A 20,624-nucleotide genomic window follows, 5' to 3' on the forward strand; every position below is an offset into this window, starting at 1 on the left:
GAATCCGCTCACGGATACGATGACGACTTCGGTCGCCGATCACGACGGTGTCACCGTGCTCACGGTGACCGGGGAGATCGATCTGGCCACGGCCCCAGCCCTGGAGACCGCGATCGACGCGGCGCTCGAGACGGGTCCGGCCGCCCTGGTCGTCGATCTGGCGGCGGTGAGTTTCCTGGCGTCGGCGGGTATGGCCGCGCTGGTCGCCGCGCATCAGCGAGCCGGGGACAAGACCACCATCGCTCTGGTCGCCGAGGGCCCGGCCACCAGCCGGCAGCTCAAGATGACGGCACTGGATCAGGTCTTCGCCCTGCACTCCACCCTGGATGCCGCTCTGGCGAGCTTACGGAACGGCTGAGCGAGGCCCCAGCACGGCGATGGGCCGGGTGCGGTGGAAGTCCCACCGCACCCGTCCCATCGCCTACCCCGGTCAGTCGCAGAGCGCGCGGAACTGTTCGATGAGTTTCACCCGCTCGGCCGGAGTGGCCGCCAGTGGCGCGACATTGAGCACGGTGACCCCGGCTTCGGCGAAGGCGGCGATCCGCTCCTTCACATATCCCGCGGGACCGATCAGCGAGATATCCCGTACCAGTGCGTCCGGAACCGCCTGGGTCGCCTCGTCTTTCCTACCGGCCAGGTACAGCTCCTGGATGCGGTCGGCTTCGGCACCGTAGCCGTAGCGGGTGGCGAGGGTGTGATAGAAGTTCTTGCCTTTGGCTCCCATTCCGCCGATGTAGAGCGCCAGCATCGGTTTGACGAACCCCAGCAGCGGTTCCACGTTCTCGCCGATGGCCAGGGCCGGCCCGGCGTAGACCTCGAGGGGGCCGAGTTCCGGATCCCGCCGCTGTTTCCCGGCGCGCAACGCGTCCCCGAAGACGGCATCGGCGCGTTCGGGCAGGAAGAAGATCGGCTGCCATCCTTCGGCGACCTCCGCCGCGAGCTGGACGTTCTTCGGCCCCAGCGCGGCCAGCAGCACGGGAATACGTTCGCGCACCGGATGATTGATGAGCTTCAGCGGTTTACCGAGCCCGGTGCCCTCCCCCTCGGGTAGCGGGATCCGGTAGTACTTGCCCTGGTAGTCCAGCCGCTCGCGGCGCCAGACCTTCCGGCAGATCTCCACGAGTTCCCGGGTCCGTCCGATCGGCGCGTCGTAGGGCACTCCGTGGAAGCCTTCGATCACCTGCGGCCCGGAAGCGCCCAGGCCGAGGACGAACCGGCCGTCGGAGACGAAATCCAGGCCGGCGGCGGTCATCGCGGTGAGCGTGGGTGTCCGGGTGTAGAGCTGCATGATGCCCGAGGCCAGTTGCAGCCGGGTCGTTTTCGCGGCCAGGTATCCCAGCGCGCTGACCGCGTCGAACGAGTACGCCTCGGGCACGAACACGATGTCCAGGCCGGCTCGTTCCAAATCGGCCACTTCGGCCGCCGCCTCGGTGAAGCCACCCGAGTAGTTGATGCTCAATCCGATCCGCATGCCCTCAACATAATCCCGGTTACGGGGTGGCCCGGCACCGGCCACGCCGGTCGAGGCGGTAGGTTGAAACCTGCAGTGCGATGAGCAGTGCAGCTAACTTCGAGCAATTATGATCGAGAAAGGCCGAACCGTGTCGCAGCCCACCCAATCGCCACAGCACACCGCCACCGGATTCAGCGGTTCACCGATCGGCGACTACCTGGGCGAACTCGCGGCGAAGGTGCCCGCCCCCGGCGGCGGCGCGGTAGCCGCGCTGCATGCCGCCCAAGGGGCCGCACTGGTCGCCATGGTCGCGCGCTACACCACCCGGGCCAAAGACGCCGAGCATCGTCCGGCGATCGACCGGATCATCGAAGCCGCCGACGCGGCGCGGGAGCGGGCGCTCGCCCTCGCCGATGCCGACGCCGCGGCCTTCACCGCGGTCGGCACGGCCTACAAACTGCCCAAGGACACCGAAGACGCGGCCACAGCCCGGTCCGCGGCCATCGGCGAAGCGTTGCTGGAAGCCGCCCGGGTACCCGCGGCCGTGGTCGACGAAGCCGACGAAATACTCTCCCTGGCAACCGAATTACTGCCCATCGGAAACCCGAATGTGGTCACCGATATCGGCGCCGCGGGCGCGGCCGCCCGGGCGGCCGCGGTGACCTCACAGCTCAATATCGAGGTCAATCTGGTATCGCTCCCTCCCGAACGAGGCGCCACGTTCGCCGGCGTGCTGGGACGCATCGAGGAAATCACCGCACGGGCGGATTCACTGCACCAAGAGGTTCTCCACGCGGTCCGCACCTGATCAGCGTGTACATATCAGCACGCGGCATTTGACCAGGTATATGCCGAACTGGGATTTTTCGAGATCAGACGAACAAGGGAGCGCGCGTAGAATGGGCGGCGTTCCTGATATTCACACTGCTCCACCGCTCGACCCAGGCTTCATCAGCTAGACCGGCCGGCGGGGGCACCGGCGGCCGGGGAACTGTTTGCCCCAGCTCGACGAGTGCAGGAGGTAACGGTGAGGATCGGGTACACATCGGCGCCGGCCGCGGCGGAAGCCCTCGAGCCGGGTATCGATGTCATCACCGAACACGGAGTCGTCTCCAATATCGCCGACTGCTCGGCCGATCCCGGAACGTTGACGCTCGGCCAGGCCCGGCGCGCACACGATATCCACCGACTTTGTTCTCCCGAATGCCTGGTCCGCAGACGGGCCGGTCTCACCTTGGCTATTGCCGCACCACCGGACCGGTCCCCTTTCGGTATTTCGCCCGGCCGGGAGTGACCGATTCCCGCAGTGGGTAAGAACAGTGTGACCGCAGCGTAACTTTCCCTGCCGGTTATTCCGGCGTGCTTTCGATAGCACCACCGCTCTTACGACGAATGGTTCTTGATCGGCTCCACCCCATTGGCCGGGCGGCGATTGCCCCATGCCGGACGGCCACAAAACGAGGAGGAAAAGTTGAGCACCATAATCACGAATGCGGATACCGAATCGGATACTCCGGCGCGAAAACCCGGGCGGGCCCGATTCGGCGGCGCGGGACGCAATAACCCCCTGAACATCGTGCTCGTCGCGCCACCGTATTTCGATGTCCCCCCGGTCGGCTACGGCGGTGTGGAGGCCGTGGTGGCCGAACTCGCCGACACCCTGGTGGCACGCGGGCACCGGGTGACGCTACTGGGCGCCGGAAAGCCCGGAACCGAGGCGGAGTTCGTCCCGGTCTGGGAATCCACCCAGGCCGAGCGGTTGGGCGATCCCTTCCCCGAGGTGGTCAATGCGCTCAAGGTGCGGCGCACGGTGGAGAAACTGGCACGCTCCCGGCATATCGACATCATCCACGATCACACCTTCGCCGGACCTCTCAACGCCCCCGCCTACGAGGCGCTGGGCATCCCCACCGCGGTCACCGTGCACGGTCCGGTGGACAACGATATGTGGGAGTACTACGGCGCGCTCGACGAGCACACCCGTCTCGTGGCGATCAGTGATCGGCAGCGGGAACTGGCACCGAGTTTCAACTGGATCGGCCGCGTGCACAACGCGCTGCGCCCCAGTGAATGGCCGTTCCGGACCGAGAAGCAGGACTACGCGCTGTTCCTGGGCCGCTACGCCTCGTACAAGGGCCCGCATCTCGCGTTGCGCGCCGCCCACGAGGCCGGGATAAAGCTCGTCCTCGCCGGTAAATGCAACGAACCGCCGGAAAAGGCCTTCTTCGCGCAAGAGATCGAGCCGCTGCTCACCGATAACGACCACGTCTTCGGTGAAGCCGACGCGGTGGCCAAACGAGAGCTGCTCGCGGGCGCACGCTGCCTGCTGTTCCCGATCCGCTGGGAGGAACCGTTCGGCATCGTGATGATCGAGGCCATGGCCTGCGGCACGCCGGTGGTCGCCCTGCGCGGCGGCGCGGTCGAGGAGGTGATCGAGGACGGGGTCACCGGCTTCATCTGCGATCACCCCGACGAACTACCTGCCGCCATAGCGCGGGTGGGCGAACTCGATCCGCATGCCTGCCGACGGCGTGTCGAGGATTATTTCGGCGTGGATCAGCTGGGTGCCGGGTACGAGGCGGCCTATTACCGCATACTCGATGCGTGGGACGAATCCCACAGCAGGGGCCAGACCTTTTCCGCCGTCGGTATGCGCCGCAATGCGGTACCCGCGATACGTGGCGACGCCGGCACGACACCGGTATGGAGCAGGGCATGAGTATACCGCCGAGAATTCTCAACTCCGGCCAGCCCGCCGCCGTCAACGGCGGCGGGGGGACGGTCACCCTGGTCGAGGCGAGCACCTTCTGCCTGTCCGACCCCCTCGGCGATATCCATTCCGGCACTTCCCAGGGCCTGTTCTACCGCGACTCCCGGGTGATCTCCCGCTGGGAACTGCGGATGGACGGTCAACCCACCGAACATCTCACGGTCGTGACGCCGGAGGCCTTCAAAGGCCGGTTCATCCTGCGTAAACCCCCGCGAGCCGGGGTGGCCGACAGCACCGTACTGGTGGTGCGCCGCCGGTTCATCAACAACGGCCTCAAAGAGGCCATCACCGTGCACAATCTCGGTCACGAGGACACGGGGATCACCATAACCCTTTTCGTCGACGCCGATTTCGCCGATCTATTCGCGGTCAAGGAGGGCCGCAACCACGGCGGGGGCGCCGAACACAATGCGGTGGACGGCGATCTGCATCTCACCGACCACAACGAACCCGGCCGTGGCCTGACCATCAGCGCCACGGCCGGGGCCGTTATGTTGCCCGGCACCATCACCTGGCAGGTGGTGGTGCCGGCGCGCGGCCGGTGGGATACCGAGATCCTGGCCCAGCCGGTACTCGCGCACCGCCGGGTACAGATGGCCTTCGGCGAGCACGAGGACAGCCCGATCAGCCGGCTCAAACGGTGGCGGGCCACCGCGACCGATCTCACCGCCTCCGATCCGGCCCTGTCGGAAATACTGCAACGCACCGAAAGCGATCTCGGCGCGCTCCGCATCGACGGTACCGGCGACGGCGCGCCGGCCTACGTCGCCGCCGGGGCGCCCTGGTTCATGGCCCTGTTCGGCCGGGACAGTCTGCTCACCTCGTGGATGGCGCTCCCCCTGGATTCCGAGCTGGCGGTCGGCACCCTGCGGCGGCTGGCGGAACTGCAGGGCAGAAAGGTCAATCCGATCACCGAGGAGGAACCGGGCCGCATCATGCACGAGATGCGGCACGGCCCGGCCAGCGGACAGGTACTCGGTGGAACGGTGTACTACGGGTCGGTCGACGCCACCCCGCTGTTCGTCATGCTGCTCGCCGAATGCTGGCGCTGGGGCGCCGGGGAATCGGTGGTCGAGGAGCTGCTGCCCGCCGCCGACGCCGCGCTGGCCTGGATCGACGAGTACGGCGACGCGGACGGGGACGGTTTCGTCGAATACCGGCGCAAAACCGATCGCGGACTGAGCAACCAGGGGTGGAAGGACAGTTTCGACGCCATCAACGACGCCATCGGGCACCACGCGGAGCCCCCCATCGCGTTGTGCGAGGTCCAGGGCTATGTCTACGCGGCGCGGCTGGCCCGAGCCCAGCTGGCCGAACATTTCGGTGACGCCGGTACCGCGCAGCGGCTGCGCGAGCAGGCCGAGAACCTCAAGGACCGGTTCGACGAAGCGTTCTGGGTCGCCAAGAACGGCTGGTACGCCGTGGCGCTGGACGGGCAGAAGAACCAGGTCGACTCGCTGACCAGTAATGCCGCGCAATGCCTGTGGACCGGTATCGTCTCCGACGAGCGCGCCGCCGAGCTGATCGAGCGCCTCGCCGACCCGGCGATGGACAGTGGTTTCGGTTTGCGCACACTGGCCGCCACCATGGGCGCCTTCAACCCGATGAGCTACCACAACGGATCGGTGTGGCCGCACGATACGGCCATCGCGGTGGCGGGTCTGCTGCGGTACCGGCATATCGCCGGTGCGAGCGAATTGGCCGAACGGCTCACCACCGGCCTGCTCGACGCGGCCGGCGAGTTCGGCAGCCGGCTCCCGGAGCTCTTCTGCGGTTTCGCGCGCACCGATTTCCGTTCCCCGGTCCCCTACCCCACCTCGTGCTCCCCGCAGGCGTGGGCGAGCGCGGCACCGCTGCTGCTGGTGCGTTCGTTCCTGGGGCTGTCCCCCTGTGCACCGCACCGCATCCTGCGCGTGACCCCCCAGTTACCGCGGGAATGGGGCGAGGTGGGCCTGACCGATCTGCGGCTCGGCCCGGCCACCGTGAGCATCTACGCGGAGGGCTCGACCATGCAGGTACACGGACTACCCGACGAGTGGACGCTCGTCACCGAATAGCGATCGCCCGGTGTGTCGATATCGCGAACAGATGCCGGGACGATATCCTGACTGGTTCAGTTGATCATGGCCCCTTAGGATGGACATCTGTCCACCAGTCCGTCCACAAGGGGTGGAACCATGAATATCGTTGCCCGGCATCTCTTCCTGGTGATCGCGATCGCGCTCTCGGTGATTTTCGTCCCCGCCGGGGCGAACGCCATGACGATCGGCGGCCCCCGCCTCGTACCCGTTTCCTCGGTGACCCCGTCCGACGGCGCCGTGGTGGGTATCGCCCATCCGGTCACCATCCGGTTCTCGTCCCCGGTCACCGATCGGGCCGGCGCGGAGCAGTCGCTGTCGGTCACCGCCGGCGATCCGCTGCCCGGCACCTATTCCTGGCGCGACGACCGGGAACTGACCTGGACACCCCGCGGCTATCTGCCCGCGAACAGCACTGTCGCCGTGAACTTCGGAGACCGCCGCACCCAGTTCGAGACCAACCCGGGAGTAGTGGCCGACGCGAACATGTCCGCCCACACCTTCACCGTCAGTATCGGCGGCATAGTGGTGCGCACCATGCCCGCCTCCATGGGCAAACCCGGCTGGGAGACCCCGGTCGGCACGTTTCCCGTCCTGGAGAAGTTCCGCAACATCATCTTCGATTCCCGCACGATCGGGATACCGCTCGATTCGCCGGAGGGTTATCTCATCGACGGTGAATGGGCGGAGCGGCTCACCTGGGGCGGCGTCTTCGTACACTCGGCGCCCTGGTCGGTGGACCAGCAGGGTAATTCCAACGTCAGCCACGGTTGTATCAACCTGTCCCCGGAGGACGCGGCCTGGTACTACGAGACCGTCAGTATCGGCGATCCGGTGAACATACACTGGTGATCGGTGTGGGCGCGACGCACCGTCCGCGCCCGGGAGAGGCCCCTCCGGCTGCGCGCCGTCGGCCGATCCACTAGAACAGTGGACAGCGACCGCGCGCCGGGAACCGATGAAGGGGGACGCGCCATGGACCGACCGGCCCCGGGTCCCTCCGGTGGGGAGCCGCCCCGATGGGACCCGACCCGCCCGCCGCGGATACCCGGCGGCACCGTACCGCCGGGCCCGCCATCCGGCGGTACCGGCCCGCAGGCTCCACCGCAGGCCGACCCGTACCGGCCCGCCCCGAATACCGGCGAGGAGTACACGGTCCCCGCCGACCCGACACCCACCGAGCCGATCCCCCGGCTCCCACCCGCGGGGCACGCCGGTTACGAGGGCGAATGGTCGGACTGGGTCGCGCGTACCGATGCGGACACGGACGCGACCGGCCACACGCGACCGGCCACACCGCACCCGGCCCAGGACGCCCGTTCCGGCCCCGACCCGCTCCCGGAGCCACCCCCACACCCGGACGACAGCGGCCCGGCCGAGACGAACGCGGTACCGGAACCCGAAGCACCCACCACCGCCCGGGAACGCCTGCGCCGGCGGCTCGCGCCAACCGCCGACACCACGCCCCCGCCGGTTCGGGCCGCACGCGGGCCCGCCCGCAACCGCGTCCTCCCCGTCCTGCTGGGCACAGCCGGTGCCGCCGCGCTGGCCGCCGCCGCCTATGTCCAGTTCGCGGTGATCGGTGGGGACGAGGCGTCCCCGCCGGTGGCCGCCGCACCCGCCACCACCGCATCGGCCGCTCCCACCGCGGACCCGCACTGTCCGGCCGAACGCACCGGCAGCACCGTACAGGGCAACGGGTCCGGGGGCACCGATTCCGGACCCGACGCGATCTTCGGGTTCCAGCACGCCTACTACGTCGCCCGCTCCGGTGAGCAGGCCCGGGCCCTGGTGGCTCCCGATGCCGCAGTGCCGCCGGCTCCCGATATCCAGCGCGGTATCGACACCATCCCCGCCGGGACCACCCACTGTGTCCGCATCACCCCGGGCGCGTTCGTCGGGCAGTACACCGTGGTCGTCACCGAGCACCGGCCCGGCTCGGCGCCACTGGCCTACAATCCGCAACTGGTCACGACGATACGAATCGGTAACCGAACCTTGATCACCGGTATCGGCCCCATGCCCTGACCGCCACGATTCGGTCCGGAAGGTGGTCCGGCGCGGTCGCGGAGCGCAGACTCGGAAGATGGACGCTATCGGCACGGTACGGGTCCCCGACCATCCGACGGTGCAGGCCGCGTTGTCGCTGGCCCGGCGGGCACCGTCGGTGCACAACACCCAGCCCTGGCGCTGGGTGTTCGACGGCCACCGGCTGCATCTCCACCGCGACACCTACCGGCAGCTGTCCTCGGCCGATCCGCAGGGCCGGCAGCTGGTGATCAGCTGCGGGGCCGTGCTCGACCATGTGGTCACCGCCTTCGCCGCGGCAGGCTGGGATACCACGGTGACCCGGTTCCCGGACACCGTCACCGATCATCTCGCCTCGATCGAGTTCGCGCCGGCGCATAGGGTCTCCGATACCGACCGGGCGCGCGCGGCGGCGATCGAACGGCGCTACACCGACCGGCTGCCCATGCTGCCGCCCCGGGATTGGGACCGCGTGGCGCCCGGGCTGTATACAACCGCGCTGCGCCACGGCACCCTCCTGGAAGTCCTCGACGATTCCGCCCGCCTACGGCTCGCGGCAGCTTCGGCCAGATCGGCCGCGCTGCGCGAATACGACCCGCAGTATCTGAACGAACTGCACTGGTGGGCCGGTAACGACTCACCCGCCGATGGGGTACCCCTCTCCGCGCTGGTCTCCGCGGCGGAACTGGCGCAGGTCGGGGTGGGCCGCGCGTTCCCGATCGCCCCGCCGTCGCTGCGGCGCGGCGAGCTCACCGATTCCTCCCGCCTGCTGGTTCTCGGTTCCACCACGGACAGCCCCCTGGACTGGTTGCGTACCGGGGAAGCGCTGTCGGCGGTGCTGCTCGATTGCACGGCCGCCGGACTGGCCACCTGCCCGCTCACCCATATCACCGAGATACCGGTCAGCCGCCGCGCCATCGCGAATCTGCTGCGCGAGCCCGCCGCACCGCAGGTGGTGGTGCGGGTGGGCACCGCGCCGGCCACTCCCGCCCAGCCGCCGACACCGCGCCGAGCCGTCGGCGATTTCCTGGAGGTGCATCGTGGCGGTTGAACCCGCGGCCCCCGTCCGCTCCCGAAGTCCCGGAAGTCCGGTGCGGGAAGACCCACGAGCCCACCGGAATCGGAATACTGTTCTCCCATGACTGCCGCGATCGATATATCCGGCCTGGTGAAGACATTCGGCCGCACCCGCGCGCTGGACGGACTGGATCTGCGGGTCGCCGCCGGAGAAGTGCACGGTTTCCTGGGCCCCAACGGGGCCGGTAAATCCACTACGCTGCGTGTACTGCTCGGGCTGCTGCGCGCGGACGGCGGCCGGATCCGGCTGCTCGGCGGCGACCCCTGGTCCCAGGCCTCGGCACTGCACCGCCGGCTGGCCTATGTGCCCGGCGATGTGAGTCTGTGGCCCGGCCTCACCGGTGGTGAGGTGATCGACCTGCTCGGCCGGCTCCGCGGCGGCCTGGACGAAAGCAGACGACGCGAGCTACTGGAACGTTTCGATCTGGACCCGACGAAGAAGGGCCGGACCTACTCCAAGGGCAACCGGCAGAAGGTGGCTCTGGTCGCGGCCCTGGCCTCCGATGTGGAACTGCTCCTGCTCGACGAACCCACCGCGGGACTGGATCCGCTGATGGAGGCGGTGTTCCAGGAATGCGTCGAGGAAATGCGATACGCCGGGCGCACGGTTCTGCTCTCCAGCCATATCCTGGCCCAGGTGGAGGCGCTGTGCGACCGGGTGACCATCATCCGGCACGGCAGGAGCGTGGAATCCGGCACCCTGGCCGAGCTGCGGCATCTCACCCGGACCTCGATCGACGCCGAAACCGAGCGCCCCGTGACGGGCCTGACCGAACTGCGTGGTGTCCACGACCTGGTGGACGACGGTACCCGGGTCCGGTTCCAGGTGGACACGGTCGAACTCGATGCGGCGGTGCGGCACCTGACCTCGTTCGGTATCCGCACCCTGGCCAGCCGGCCCCCGACGCTCGAGGAACTGTTCCTGCGCCACTACGGCGACGAACTCGCCGCCGCGGGGGTGCCGGAATCGTGACCGCGACACGCACTGCCCGGGAGCCGGGCACCTTCACCGGTACCGATGTACTGGCCCGGTTCGCACTGCGCCGCGAACGGCTGCCGTTGGTGGCCTGGCTCGTGGGCGGCACCCTGATCTACTGGTCCCAGGCGGTGGGGCTGGACGCCGCCTACCCGACCCAGGCCGAATTGGACGCACTCGCCCGGAGCCTGGGCAGTAATGCCGCCATGATCGCCATGGCCGGCCCGCCCCGCGTACTGGACACCGTGGCCGGCCAGGTGGCGTTCCAGTCCAGTGCGTTCGGGATGCTGGTGGCCGGGCTGATGAGTATGTTCCTCATCGGCCGGCACACGCGTTCCAACGAGGAAACCGGCCGCGACGAACTCATCCGGTCCGGAGTGGTCGGCCGCTATGCCCCGGCCACCGCGGCGGCCTCGCTCACGGTGGCCGCGAACGTTCTCCTGGGCTCGGCCATCGCGCTGAGCCTGATCGGGTACGGGCTGCCGGTGCCGGGCTCGGTCGCGCTGGGCGTCGGAGCGGGCTGCGCCGGACTGGTCTTCGGGGCGATCGCGCTGCTCGCCGCGCAGCTCAGCGCCAATACCCGCACCTGCTATGCCATCACCGGTACCGCGCTGGCCGTGGCATACCTGCTGCGCGCGGTCGGCGATGTGGGCGATGGGGTGCTGTCGTGGTTCTCCCCGCTGGGCTGGGGACAGGCGATGCGCCCCTATGACCACGAGATCTGGTGGCCGGCCCTGTTGTCGGTGGCGGTGGCGCTCGCCATCGGCGTGCTGGCAGCGCGGCTGCTGGACCACCGGGATTTCGGCGCCGGCCTTTTCCCATCGCGTCCGGGCCCACCGCGGGCCGCCGAATCCTTGTACGGCACGTTCGGCCTGGCCTGGCGCCTCCAGCGGGGCTCGCTACTCGGCTGGTCGCTGGGGATGTTCATCGGTGGATCGTCCTTCGGCACCATCGGCGACGATGTCGAGGGACTGCTCGGTGATATCGACTTGAACGAGGTACTCGGCCAGAATACGACCAGCCTCACCGACGCGTTCTACGCCATGGCGGTCGCGATCCTGGCGGTCATCGCCTCGGCGTATACGATTTCGGCCGGTCTCCGCCCGCGGGCGGAGGAAGCAGCCGGGCATATCGAACCGCTGCTCTCCACGAAACTGACCCGGATCCGCTGGCTGGCCGGGCATGCGGTGATCGTTCTGGCCGGTTCCGCCGTGGTGGTGGCGCTGAGCGGGTTCGGGATGGGGGTCACCTATGGTCTCCTGACCGGTGACCCCTCCCGCATCAGTGTCTTGACCGGAGCCGCGGTGGCCTATCTGCCCGCGGTCTGGGTGCTCGCCGGGGTGACACTGTTCCTGTTCGGGTTCGTGCCCCGGGCGACCGCGGCCGCCTGGGGCGCTATGGCGTTCTGTGGGGTGGTACTGATGCTCGGTGCCACGCTGAAATTCCCGGAGTGGCTGCGAAGCCTGTCCCCGTTCGACAACATTCCACTGGTACCGGCGCAACCCTTCGAACCGGCTCCGGTGCTCATCACCCTGCTGGTAGCGCTGGTGCTGTGCGCGGCGGGCGCCTTCGGGTTCCGGCAGCGGGACCTGCGGACCAGCTGAGTACCGGGGCACCATCCCTCCACTACCGGAGCATCACATATCGAACACCGGGATCGGCGGGCTCTTGGGAAACGTCACCGGTAGCGAGAACAGGGCGCGGTGGAAGGGGCCCGGCCGCCACCGCAGCTCCGCTCGGGGGACGGCCAGTTGCATTTCCGGCAGTGCGTCCAGCAGCTGATCGATCGCGTCCTGCACCATCAGCAGCGCCGCGGGACGGACGGGGCACGCGTGCGGTCCCGTACCGAAGGCCAGATGCGACCGGTTGTCGGTGAACCCCGCGGCGCGGATGGCCGGATCGTTGTTGCAGGCAGCCATGCTGATCAAAACCGGCTGGTGCGCGGGCAACCAGAAATCCTCGATGAGGATGGGCTGACGCGGATAACTGATGCAGTAGTTCTGCATCGGTGGATCGTTGAAGAGCACCTCGTCCAAGGCGTCCCGGGTCGACAGGCTGCCGCCGAGGACATTTCCGCCGAACCGTTCGTCGGTCAGCATCAGCAGCAGGGTGTTCGCGATCAGGTTCTGCGGCGGCGAGATCCCGGCACCGTACAGCGTTACCAGCTGGTGCAGCATCTCCTCGTCGTCCAGCTGCACCGGATGCTGTGCCAGCCAGCTGGTCACATCCTCGCCGGGGTCCGAGCGTTTGGTCCGGATGAGCTCCATCAATGCCTCGGACAGCATGCGGTTGCCCTCGGCGGCGTCGACGGTATCGAACAGGGCCAGCATTCCGGTCGCCGCCCGCTGGCCGATCTCGGGTGAGCAGCCGAGCAGCTCGTTGAGGGTCGAGAAGATGACGGGGAGCGCGTACTGGCCGAGGATATCGCAGTGTCCGTCCTCGCAGAACGAGTTGATCAGTGGGACCGCGATCCGTTCGATGGTGCTGTGCAAACGGTGCAGATCGATCTTGCCGAGCGCGCCCGCGGCCGCTGCCCGGTATCGCTTGTGTTCGTTTCCGGCACTGCGGAGGGGGTTGGGCCGCCACTCCATCATGGGCCGAATCGGGGAATCGGCGGGAATGTTCTTCTCCCAGGACCGCGGATCGGCCGGGAAATGGTCCGGATCGTTGAGGATCCGGACGGCCGCGTAGTAGCCGATCACCAGGGTTGCCGGTACGCCGGGTGCCAGCTCCACCGGAGCCAGTGAACCGAAACGGCTTCGCATCTCCCGGTAGATCCGGTGTGGATCGGCCGCGTACTCCTCCGTGTACAGAGGAACACGCGGCCCGTCGAAATCACTGGGTGCCGCGTTCGGTAGGGGTGCGCTGTCGATATGCAACTTCTGCTTGTTCCTGCGGGTGTGGTTCGGGGGGCCGGGGACCGGCCGCGGGCTGAGTTGGCGACTCTACCCGCAAACGTTTCGCGGCGTTCCGATATTACCGAGCCACAATATTTTCGAGGGACTCTTCGACCGGGCCGGATCGGCACCGAACCCGGCCGATGACGCCACGGCGACCTACCTTCTCCGCGCTCCCCGGCCCGAGCGCGCAAACCCACGGCATGCCGGTATCAGTGGCCGGGGCCCCCGAGGTGGCACCGAACATCTTCCGGCGGAATCGGCAGGGATATTCGAATGCCCCGATCCATCAGTGCTTCCCGATCCGGATGGGGGGGCTCTCCGGAAAGGTGACCGGCAGCGAGACCAGGGCACGATGGAACGGGCCCGGACGCCATCGCAATTCCCCCGGCGGTACCGCCAGGACCATCTCCGGTATCGCGTCCAGCAGCTGGTCGAGCGCGTCCTGCACGATCAGCAGAGCCACCGAACGCGCCGGGCAGCTGTGCGGACCGGCGCTGAACGCCAGATGCGACCGGTTGGCGGTCAGCCCCCCGGTATTGACGGCCGGATCGCTGTTACAGGCGGCCATGCTGATCAGTACCGGTTGATGTGCGGGCAGCCAGACACCGTCGATCAGAATCGGCTGCCGCGGGTAGCTGGCGCAGTAGTTGGCCAGCGGAGGATCGTTGAACAGCACCTCGTCCAAGGCATCCCGGGTGGACAGACTGCCGTCGAGCACCGTGGCCGCGAACCGTTCGTCGGTCAGCATCAGCAGCAGCGTGTTCACGATCAGATTCTGCGGCGGCTCGGTTCCCGCGCCGTACAGCAGCGCCAACTGCTGACGGACCTCCTCGTCGCTGAGCTGGGCCGGATGCTGTACGAGGCGAGTGGTGATGTCCTCGGACGGCTCGGCCCGTTTGAGGCGGGCCAGCTCGAGCAGGGCGTCTGCCTGGATGGCATTGCCCTCGGCGGCATCGACGGTATCGAACATGGCCGCCAACCCACGGGCGGCCCGGTGCCCGAGTTCCGGAGGACAACCCAGCATGACGTTGAGCGTGGCGAAGACCAGCGGCGCCGCGTACTGCCCGAGCACATCGCAGTAGCCGTCCGAGCAGAACGAGTTGATCAGGGGGATCGCGATCTCCTCGATGATGCCGTGCAACTCGTGCATATCCACACCGTTGAGGGCTGCCACCGCGGCCGAACGGTAGCGAACGCGGTCGTCACCGACGGTGCGCAGCGGATTCGGCCGGTACTCCAGCATGGGCAGTACGGGGCAATCCTCGGGTACCCCGCGCTGCCAGACGCGGGGATCGGCCGGGAACCGCTCCGGATCGTTGAGGATTCGTACCGCCGTGCGATAACCGATCACCAGGGTCGCCGGAACCCCCGGCGCCAATTCCACCGGGGCCAGCGAGCCGAAACGGCGCCGCATCTCCTGGTACACCCGGTGCGGGTCGGCGGCGAACTCTTCTGTGTACAACGGGATTCGCGGACCGGCGGCGGTGTCCACGGGGGAACCGTGGAAGACGAAACGCTTATCTGCCGCGAGGTACTGATCGGGTCGTGCTGTGGTCAAGGCGTCACACTCCGAGGTTCGTATGAATCGGTGGACAGTGCGTTTTCGCAGACCTATCCGCCGACCCATACATCCCGTTCAGCGACGTCCGCGACGAGCCATCAGCAATGAAGTTGTAGTAACCGGGTCTTCGTACGGTACCGGTCTCAGCCGAGATACACAGGCAATTCCTGGTGACCGTTGGAAACGAAACTCACGACCGGCTTCAGTTCGCTCACCTCGACCGCCAGCCGTATGTCCGGGAAGCGCCGGAACAGCGCGGGCAGCGCCAGTTCGCCTTCCATCCGCGCCAGCGGTGCGCCGATGCAGTGGTGTGCGCCGTAGCCGAAGGACACATGGTCCTTGACGGCCCGGGTGATATCGAAGGTATCGGTGGACGACCCGTGCACCTTCGGGTCACGGCTGGCCGCGGCGTAGGAGGCGAGAATGGCTTCGCCCTTGCCGATTCGCGGACCGCCCTCGATCTCGATGTCCTCCACCGCGAAACGCAGCGGCAGATGCGCGACCGGCGCCTCGTAACGCAGCGTCTCCTCCACCACATCCGCCCAGCTCGCCTGCCCCGTCAGGGCCGCGACCCGCTGCTGCGGATGGGTGAGCAGAGCGACGATCGCCTGATCCAGCAGATTGACCGTCGTCTCGTGGCCGGCGTTGATGACCAGCATCAGGGTTTCGATGATCTGCTTCTCGGTGAGCTGCGTACCGTCGTCGTCCCGGCTGCCGAGCATCACGCTGGTGATATCGTCGCCGGGGTTGTCGCGCCGGTATCGGACGAGTTCGGCTACCAGGCCGTACATTTCGACGAAGTTGGCCTGCGCGTCCTCCTGGCTGATGGTGGTATCGAAATACCGGTCCACACAGACCCGCAGCCCCGGCCCGAGCGAATCCGGGACACCGAGCAGCTCGGTGATCACCTGGATCGGCACCGGATAGGCGTAGCTCTCGCGCAGATCCACGACCTGCCCGGCGGGCGCGGCCGCCAACTGGTCCAGCAGCTCGGCGATCAGCGCCTCCACGCGGGGTCGTAGCGCGGCGGTCCGCCGGTGGGTGAACGCCGGCGACACCAGTTTGCGCAGTCGGCGATGATCCGCGCCGTAGGCGGTGAACATGTTCTCCACCGCGATCCACGGCAGCAGCGGCCAATCCTCGGTGATCTCCCCGTTCACGAACGCCGTCCAGTGCTGGCGCGGATCCTTGGACACCCGCGGATCGGCCAGCAGGCTTTTCAGTACCGCGGCGTCGGTGATCGACCAGGCGGGCACCCCGCCGGGTAACTCCACCAACGCGGCCGGGCCCTGGGCACGCAGCCGGACCGATTCACCTTGGATATCGGCGCCGGCCATATCCAGGACGATGGGTTCGCGTTGCAACGAGCATCTCCTTACACGAGATTCAACGGAGGAGAAGGCGGGAAGGCCACCGGAAGCGCCGCCAGTGCCCGGTGGAAGGGCCCGGGACGCCAGACGAGGTCTTCCACCGGAACCGCCAGCTCCAATTCCGGAAGCGCATCGAGGAGCAGGTCGATCGCCCCCTGGACCACCACGAGCGCCGGAGATTGCGCGGGGCAGGCGTGTGGTCCGATACTCCAGGCCAGATGCGAACGGTTACCGGTGTGGTCCCCGCCGCGCACGGCCGGATCGTTGTTACATGCCGACAAGCTGATCAGCACCGGCTGATGCGCGGGCAGCCAGGTGTTCTCGACCAGGATCGGCTGACGCGGGTAGGTGGTGCAGAAATTCGCCATCGGCGGGTCGTTGAACAGCACCTCGTCCAACGCGTCACGGGTGGACAGCGCGCCGCCGAGCATACTTCCGCCGAACCGGTCGTCGGTCATCATCAGCAGCAGCGTGTTGTTGATCAGGTTCTGCTGCGGTTCCACGCCCGCCCCGTAGAAGCTGATCAGATTGGACAGCAGTTCTTCGTCGTTCAGATTCGCCGGGTGGTGCACGAGCCGTGAAGTGACATCCTCACCGGGCTCGGACCGCTTCTGGAAGATGAGTTCCATCAACGCCTCGCTGAGGTGGTTCATCCCCCATTCGGCGTTGACGGTGTCGAACAGCGCGGCCATCCCGTTGGCCACCCGTTCTCCCAGTTCCGGTGTGCACCCGACCATTCGGTTGAGCACCTCGAACACCAGCGGGAAGGCGTACTGGGTGACGAGGTCGGCCTTACCCGATTCGCAGAAGGAGTTGATCAGCGGCACCGCGATCTGCTCGATTGTCTGGTGCAGTTCGTGCAGATCGATACCGTCGATCGCGTGCACATAGGCCTGGCGATACCGCTGGTGCAGCTCACCGCTGTTGCGCAGCGCGTTCGGATACCACTCCATCATCGGCCGGACCGGCGAATCCTGCGGGATACTGGTCTGCCAGGTGCGCGGATCGGCCGGGAACCGCTCGGGATCGTTCAGGATGCGAACGGCGGCTTCGTAACCGATCACCAGGGTGGCCGGCACATCCGGGGCCAGATCGATGGGTACCAGCGAGCCGTACCGGCTACGCATGGCCGCGTAGGCACGGTGTGGATCGTTGGCGAATTCTTCGGTGTAGAGGGTGAAACGTGGGCCAACGCCTCCGGTGGGTTCTCCGTGGATCACCGGGCAACCGGTGAAAGGAGGTTGTTGTTGCGGAACCGGAGAGAACTGCGTGGTCAAAGACGAGACTCCAATCGATGGAACAAATATTCGACCAGCGTGATCAGCGATTGGAGGCAGGTACGCCGATCACGCGCGTCGAGAGCGACCAGCGGAGTGTCTTCTGTCAGATCGAGTGCTTCCCGGATTTCCGAGAGCGGGAAGCGGTTGGCACCCTCGAATTCGTTGACCCCGACCGCGTACGGGACCCCGCGCTCCTCGAGCACGGCCAGCACTTCGTCGGCCTTCTCGATACGCCGGGTGTCGACCAGGACCAGGGCCCCGAGCGCGCCCTTGGCCAGCTCTTCCCACAGCGGAATGAACCGCTGCTGACCGGGGGTACCGAAAAGGTACAGCGCCAGTTCGGGGTTGAGCGTGATACGGCCGAAGTCCATCGCGACCGTGGTCTGGGTCTTCGATCCCAATCCACCGAGATCGTCGATCCCCACGCTGGCCTCGGTGATGGTTTCCTCGGTGCGCAGCGGTTTGATCTCGGAAACACTGCTCACGAAGGTGGTCTTGCCGACACCGAAATTACCGGCGACCAGCAATTTCACCGATCGGGTCACCGTCTCCGCCACATAGTCGACCGCGCGGCCGTATTCCGCGGGCCGATCAGGCCGGGAGAGCACGGAGCCCATTGAGTACCTCCTCGAGCAGGGCGATCTCCGGCATGATTTCCGCCGGGGTCGGGATATTCAGATGTCCGCTGTCCAGCAGATCGGAGACGACGATGGTCACCACCGAAGGCGGGAGGTCGAGATAGGCCGCGACCTCCGCGATCGATAGGGCGCCCCGGGCACAGACGTCGACCACCCGGCGCGCGTCCGGAGTGGCGCCGGGAGCCGGGTCACCGACGGCGACGACCAGCGTCACCAGACCGAGCTCACGTGTCGGACGGGAGCGTCCGCCGGTCCGCACATACGCGCGGACCAGGTCTGGATCACGCCGCGACCGGCTCATTGCAGATCGCCGCCGTGTGCGTTTCTGCGGGGTTCGCTACCGAGCTCGTGACCGACGCGCCCTGCCAGCTCGTTCATCCGGTGCGCGATCAGACCCACATCGATATCGGTCATGGTCGCCACCCCCAGCAGCGCTCCCTCGCCGGCCGCGGTGATCATGATCATGCCCTGGTCGTATTCGGTCATGTTCTGCCGCACATCGTTTCCGTTGCTACCGCAGAATTCGCCGAGCGCCTTACCGAGCGAACGCAGACCGGAGGCGGCGGCTGCGAATCGTTCGGCATCGTCTTTCGCGATGCTCGCCGAATGTGCGATGCGCAGCCCGTCCTCGGACAGCAGGACGGCGAATCGGACGCCGGGAACCTCGAGATCGTCCAGTAACCAGCCCAATTTGTTGGTGCTGTCGGATACCACTGTCCTCGGTGAACCCATCAGGATGTCATCCCTTCGGTGTGTTCGGATGCGGCGGCACGGCCGCTCTTGGAGCCGCTCTGCCAGGCGGCGGCGATATCGGGGCGGGCCTGCCCCGGTTCGGTCCTGGATTGTCCGGACACGCGATCGTTGATATCTGCTGGGACGGCCGCGGCCCGGCGCCGACGCCGGGGCAGACCGCCGCTGGTGATGTCGTGGACTGTCGTACGCTGCTCGCTCTCATTCTCATCCGCATATGCCGGACCACCCGGCACGGAGGCCTCGGCCGGAGCCGGGACCGCGGCGTGGGCACCGGTAACGGGGGCGGAATGCGCTCCGCCGACCGATGATACGGAGTTGCCGGTCAGGGGGTGGCCGGTGGCGGTCGAGATCGACGGGGCCTGCCCGCCCGGCACCGCGGCGAGCTCCCGCTGGGCCGGGACACCGTTGGGCGCGGCGTCGTTGTCCTGGTCGGCCTTGGGTGCTACCAGCAGTGCCTCCGGGATGTAGACCATGGCGCGCATACCACCATAGGCGTTGGGACCATCGATGTAGACGGTGAACCCGTAGCGGCGGGCGAGCGCGGCGATACCGGGGAAACCGACTTTGGGGGCCGGGCCGAGCTGGTGGATGTCCACCGAACGTTCGTTGGCCAGGACCTGCCGGGCCTCTTCCATCTGCTCGGCGTTCATCCGCACGCCGGCATCGTCGACGATCACGGTCACCCCGTGGTGACCTTCCTGGAAGGTGACGTCCACGAAGGAGGTCGGCGGGGAGTAGCGCAGCGCGTTGTCGATGAGCGAGGCGAGGGTGTGCACCAGCGGTTCCACCGCACGGCTGATGACGACCCGGTCCAGCTGAGAGGCCCGGACGCGCAGGTAGTCACGGACACGCCCGGTCGCGCCGCCGACCACGTCGGTCAGCGACTGGGCGGGCCACCGGCGGCCGGGAAGACCGCCACAGACGATCACGTAGGACTGCGCCTGACGGATCATCTGCTGCACGGTGTGGTCGATACGGATGAGGGTTTCGTAAACGCGGTCGTCCCGGTGCTCACGCAGCGCGGAGCTCACCACCTGGCTCACGTCCGCGCCCAGGCTGACCACCGAGGTACCGAACGAACGCACGGCGGCGCTGGTCGCTTCCCGCGACAGGCTCTCCGCGCGCTCCCGGGCGGAATCGGCTTCGGAACGCACACTGTGCTCGGCGGCCGCGACCGCGGTGCGGATCCGTTCTTCGGTTTCCTGGGTGACGGTTTCCCGGGTTTCGCTCTGAACCGCGCGCAGATCCTCCGATACCCGATCGATGATCCAGCGCAGACCTTGCGCGAAACGTGAGTTCTCCAGCCCCGGCGGCACTTCGGGGGCGACGGCGGTCTGTTCGGCTCGGCGCACCGAGTCCGAGACCGCGGGGAGCGTGCTGGCGACCAGATGCTCGAGCGCATCGTCACGCACAGCCAGTTCCCGCTCGAGCACGTCCAGACGGCTCTGTTGTTCTCGCACGGCCCGAACGGCGTACCACGCCACGCCGAGCACCAGTATGGGGGCGAGGATCCAAGGAAGCAGCACGGCGGTATTCAGATTCATCAGCTTTCTCGTCGTTGACGGGGCTCGAGGCGCGCCACGCGGTGCCGTGGCATGCCACGGCGCTTCGTCTCGCCTTCCTCGCGACGCCGACCATGTTTGCCCCTGGCCGGATGAGGTCCCTGTCGGGTACCGGCAGCTACGGTCGGTGACATATCCCTTAGTTACTTTCGCCTACTCGAAAGTAACTAAGGGACAA

Annotated in this window: 19 protein-coding genes; 10 read left to right on the forward strand and 9 right to left on the reverse strand. The window is 67.4% G+C overall.

Going from position 1 to position 20,624, the window contains the following annotated elements; all coding sequences use genetic code 11:
* Positions 1 to 19 precede the first annotated feature (19 nt).
* The gene (locus ACYR7D_RS24670) at positions 20 to 358 is read left to right on the forward strand and encodes an STAS domain-containing protein (protein ID WP_459546902.1); all 339 of its coding nucleotides are present in this window, start codon (positions 20 to 22) and stop codon (positions 356 to 358) included.
* 72 nt (positions 359 to 430) lie between these two features.
* On the opposite strand, the gene ACYR7D_RS24675 is transcribed toward ACYR7D_RS24670, so the two are convergent.
* Positions 431 to 1,471: an LLM class F420-dependent oxidoreductase gene (locus ACYR7D_RS24675; protein ID WP_459546903.1), complete on the reverse strand. Its 1,041-nt coding sequence runs from the start codon at positions 1,469 to 1,471 to the stop codon at positions 431 to 433.
* Positions 1,472 to 1,601: 130 nt separating this feature from the next.
* Between ACYR7D_RS24675 and ACYR7D_RS24680 the strand changes: the two genes are divergently transcribed.
* The 9 genes from ACYR7D_RS24680 to ACYR7D_RS24720 all read left to right on the forward strand — a co-directional run bounded on the left by ACYR7D_RS24680 (position 1,602) and on the right by ACYR7D_RS24720 (position 11,986).
* Positions 1,602 to 2,261, forward strand: a complete 660-nt coding sequence (locus ACYR7D_RS24680) for a cyclodeaminase/cyclohydrolase family protein (protein ID WP_459546904.1) — start codon at positions 1,602 to 1,604, stop codon at positions 2,259 to 2,261.
* Between the two features lie 219 nt (positions 2,262 to 2,480).
* Positions 2,481 to 2,747, forward strand: coding sequence for a hypothetical protein (locus ACYR7D_RS24685; RefSeq protein ID WP_459546905.1), 267 nt, complete (start codon positions 2,481 to 2,483; stop codon positions 2,745 to 2,747).
* Between the two features lie 273 nt (positions 2,748 to 3,020).
* Positions 3,021 to 4,172 carry a glycosyltransferase family 4 protein gene (locus ACYR7D_RS24690; RefSeq protein WP_459550274.1) on the forward strand — a complete coding sequence of 384 codons (1,152 nt, stop codon included), beginning with the start codon at positions 3,021 to 3,023 and terminating at the stop codon, positions 4,170 to 4,172.
* Positions 4,169 to 6,280 (forward strand): amylo-alpha-1,6-glucosidase, encoded by a 2,112-nt coding sequence (locus ACYR7D_RS24695; protein ID WP_459546906.1) that lies wholly within the window; start codon positions 4,169 to 4,171, stop codon positions 6,278 to 6,280. Before ACYR7D_RS24690 ends, ACYR7D_RS24695 begins: the two co-directional genes overlap by 4 nt.
* Positions 6,281 to 6,400: 120 nt before the next feature.
* Entirely contained in the window at positions 6,401 to 7,153 is a 753-nt protein-coding gene (locus ACYR7D_RS24700) for a L,D-transpeptidase (protein WP_459546907.1), read from the forward strand.
* A 78-nt stretch (positions 7,154 to 7,231) separates the two neighbouring features.
* Positions 7,232 to 8,329, forward strand: a complete 1,098-nt coding sequence (locus ACYR7D_RS24705; protein ID WP_459546908.1) for a hypothetical protein — start codon at positions 7,232 to 7,234, stop codon at positions 8,327 to 8,329.
* 58 nt (positions 8,330 to 8,387) lie between these two features.
* On the forward strand, positions 8,388 to 9,380 hold the full coding sequence (locus ACYR7D_RS24710; protein WP_459546909.1) for an Acg family FMN-binding oxidoreductase: 993 nt from the start codon (positions 8,388 to 8,390) through the stop codon (positions 9,378 to 9,380).
* An 87-nt stretch (positions 9,381 to 9,467) separates the two neighbouring features.
* Positions 9,468 to 10,379, forward strand: a complete 912-nt coding sequence (locus ACYR7D_RS24715) for an ABC transporter ATP-binding protein (protein ID WP_459546910.1) — start codon at positions 9,468 to 9,470, stop codon at positions 10,377 to 10,379.
* A complete protein-coding gene (locus ACYR7D_RS24720; protein WP_459546911.1) occupies positions 10,376 to 11,986 on the forward strand; it encodes an ABC transporter permease in 1,611 nt (536 codons plus the stop codon). The genes ACYR7D_RS24715 and ACYR7D_RS24720 overlap by 4 nt, the downstream gene beginning before the upstream one ends.
* Before the next feature lie 33 nt (positions 11,987 to 12,019).
* Here ACYR7D_RS24720 and ACYR7D_RS24725 read toward each other — a convergent pair whose 3' ends face one another.
* The 8 genes from ACYR7D_RS24725 to ACYR7D_RS24760 all read right to left on the reverse strand — a co-directional run bounded on the left by ACYR7D_RS24725 (position 12,020) and on the right by ACYR7D_RS24760 (position 20,428).
* On the reverse strand, positions 12,020 to 13,261 hold the full coding sequence (locus ACYR7D_RS24725; RefSeq protein WP_459546912.1) for a cytochrome P450: 1,242 nt from the start codon (positions 13,259 to 13,261) through the stop codon (positions 12,020 to 12,022).
* A gap of 307 nt (positions 13,262 to 13,568) precedes the next feature.
* Positions 13,569 to 14,840 (reverse strand): cytochrome P450 family protein, encoded by a 1,272-nt coding sequence (locus ACYR7D_RS24730; RefSeq protein WP_459546913.1) that lies wholly within the window; start codon positions 14,838 to 14,840, stop codon positions 13,569 to 13,571.
* 146 nt (positions 14,841 to 14,986) lie between these two features.
* Positions 14,987 to 16,207: a cytochrome P450 family protein gene (locus tag ACYR7D_RS24735; protein ID WP_459546914.1), complete on the reverse strand. Its 1,221-nt coding sequence runs from the start codon at positions 16,205 to 16,207 to the stop codon at positions 14,987 to 14,989.
* An 11-nt stretch (positions 16,208 to 16,218) separates the two neighbouring features.
* Positions 16,219 to 17,490, reverse strand: a complete 1,272-nt coding sequence (locus ACYR7D_RS24740) for a cytochrome P450 (protein WP_459546915.1) — start codon at positions 17,488 to 17,490, stop codon at positions 16,219 to 16,221.
* On the reverse strand, positions 17,487 to 18,110 hold the full coding sequence (locus ACYR7D_RS24745; protein ID WP_459546916.1) for a GTP-binding protein: 624 nt from the start codon (positions 18,108 to 18,110) through the stop codon (positions 17,487 to 17,489). The genes ACYR7D_RS24740 and ACYR7D_RS24745 overlap by 4 nt, the downstream gene beginning before the upstream one ends.
* A complete protein-coding gene (locus ACYR7D_RS24750) occupies positions 18,085 to 18,432 on the reverse strand; it encodes a DUF742 domain-containing protein (RefSeq protein WP_459546917.1) in 348 nt (115 codons plus the stop codon). Before ACYR7D_RS24750 ends, ACYR7D_RS24745 begins: the two co-directional genes overlap by 26 nt.
* A complete protein-coding gene (locus ACYR7D_RS24755; RefSeq protein ID WP_459546918.1) occupies positions 18,429 to 18,863 on the reverse strand; it encodes a roadblock/LC7 domain-containing protein in 435 nt (144 codons plus the stop codon). The genes ACYR7D_RS24750 and ACYR7D_RS24755 overlap by 4 nt, the downstream gene beginning before the upstream one ends.
* Entirely contained in the window at positions 18,863 to 20,428 is a 1,566-nt protein-coding gene (locus ACYR7D_RS24760) for an ATP-binding protein (protein WP_459546919.1), read from the reverse strand. Before ACYR7D_RS24760 ends, ACYR7D_RS24755 begins: the two co-directional genes overlap by 1 nt.
* Positions 20,429 to 20,624 lie beyond the last annotated feature (196 nt).

The organism is Nocardia sp. X0981, from assembly GCF_977089955.1.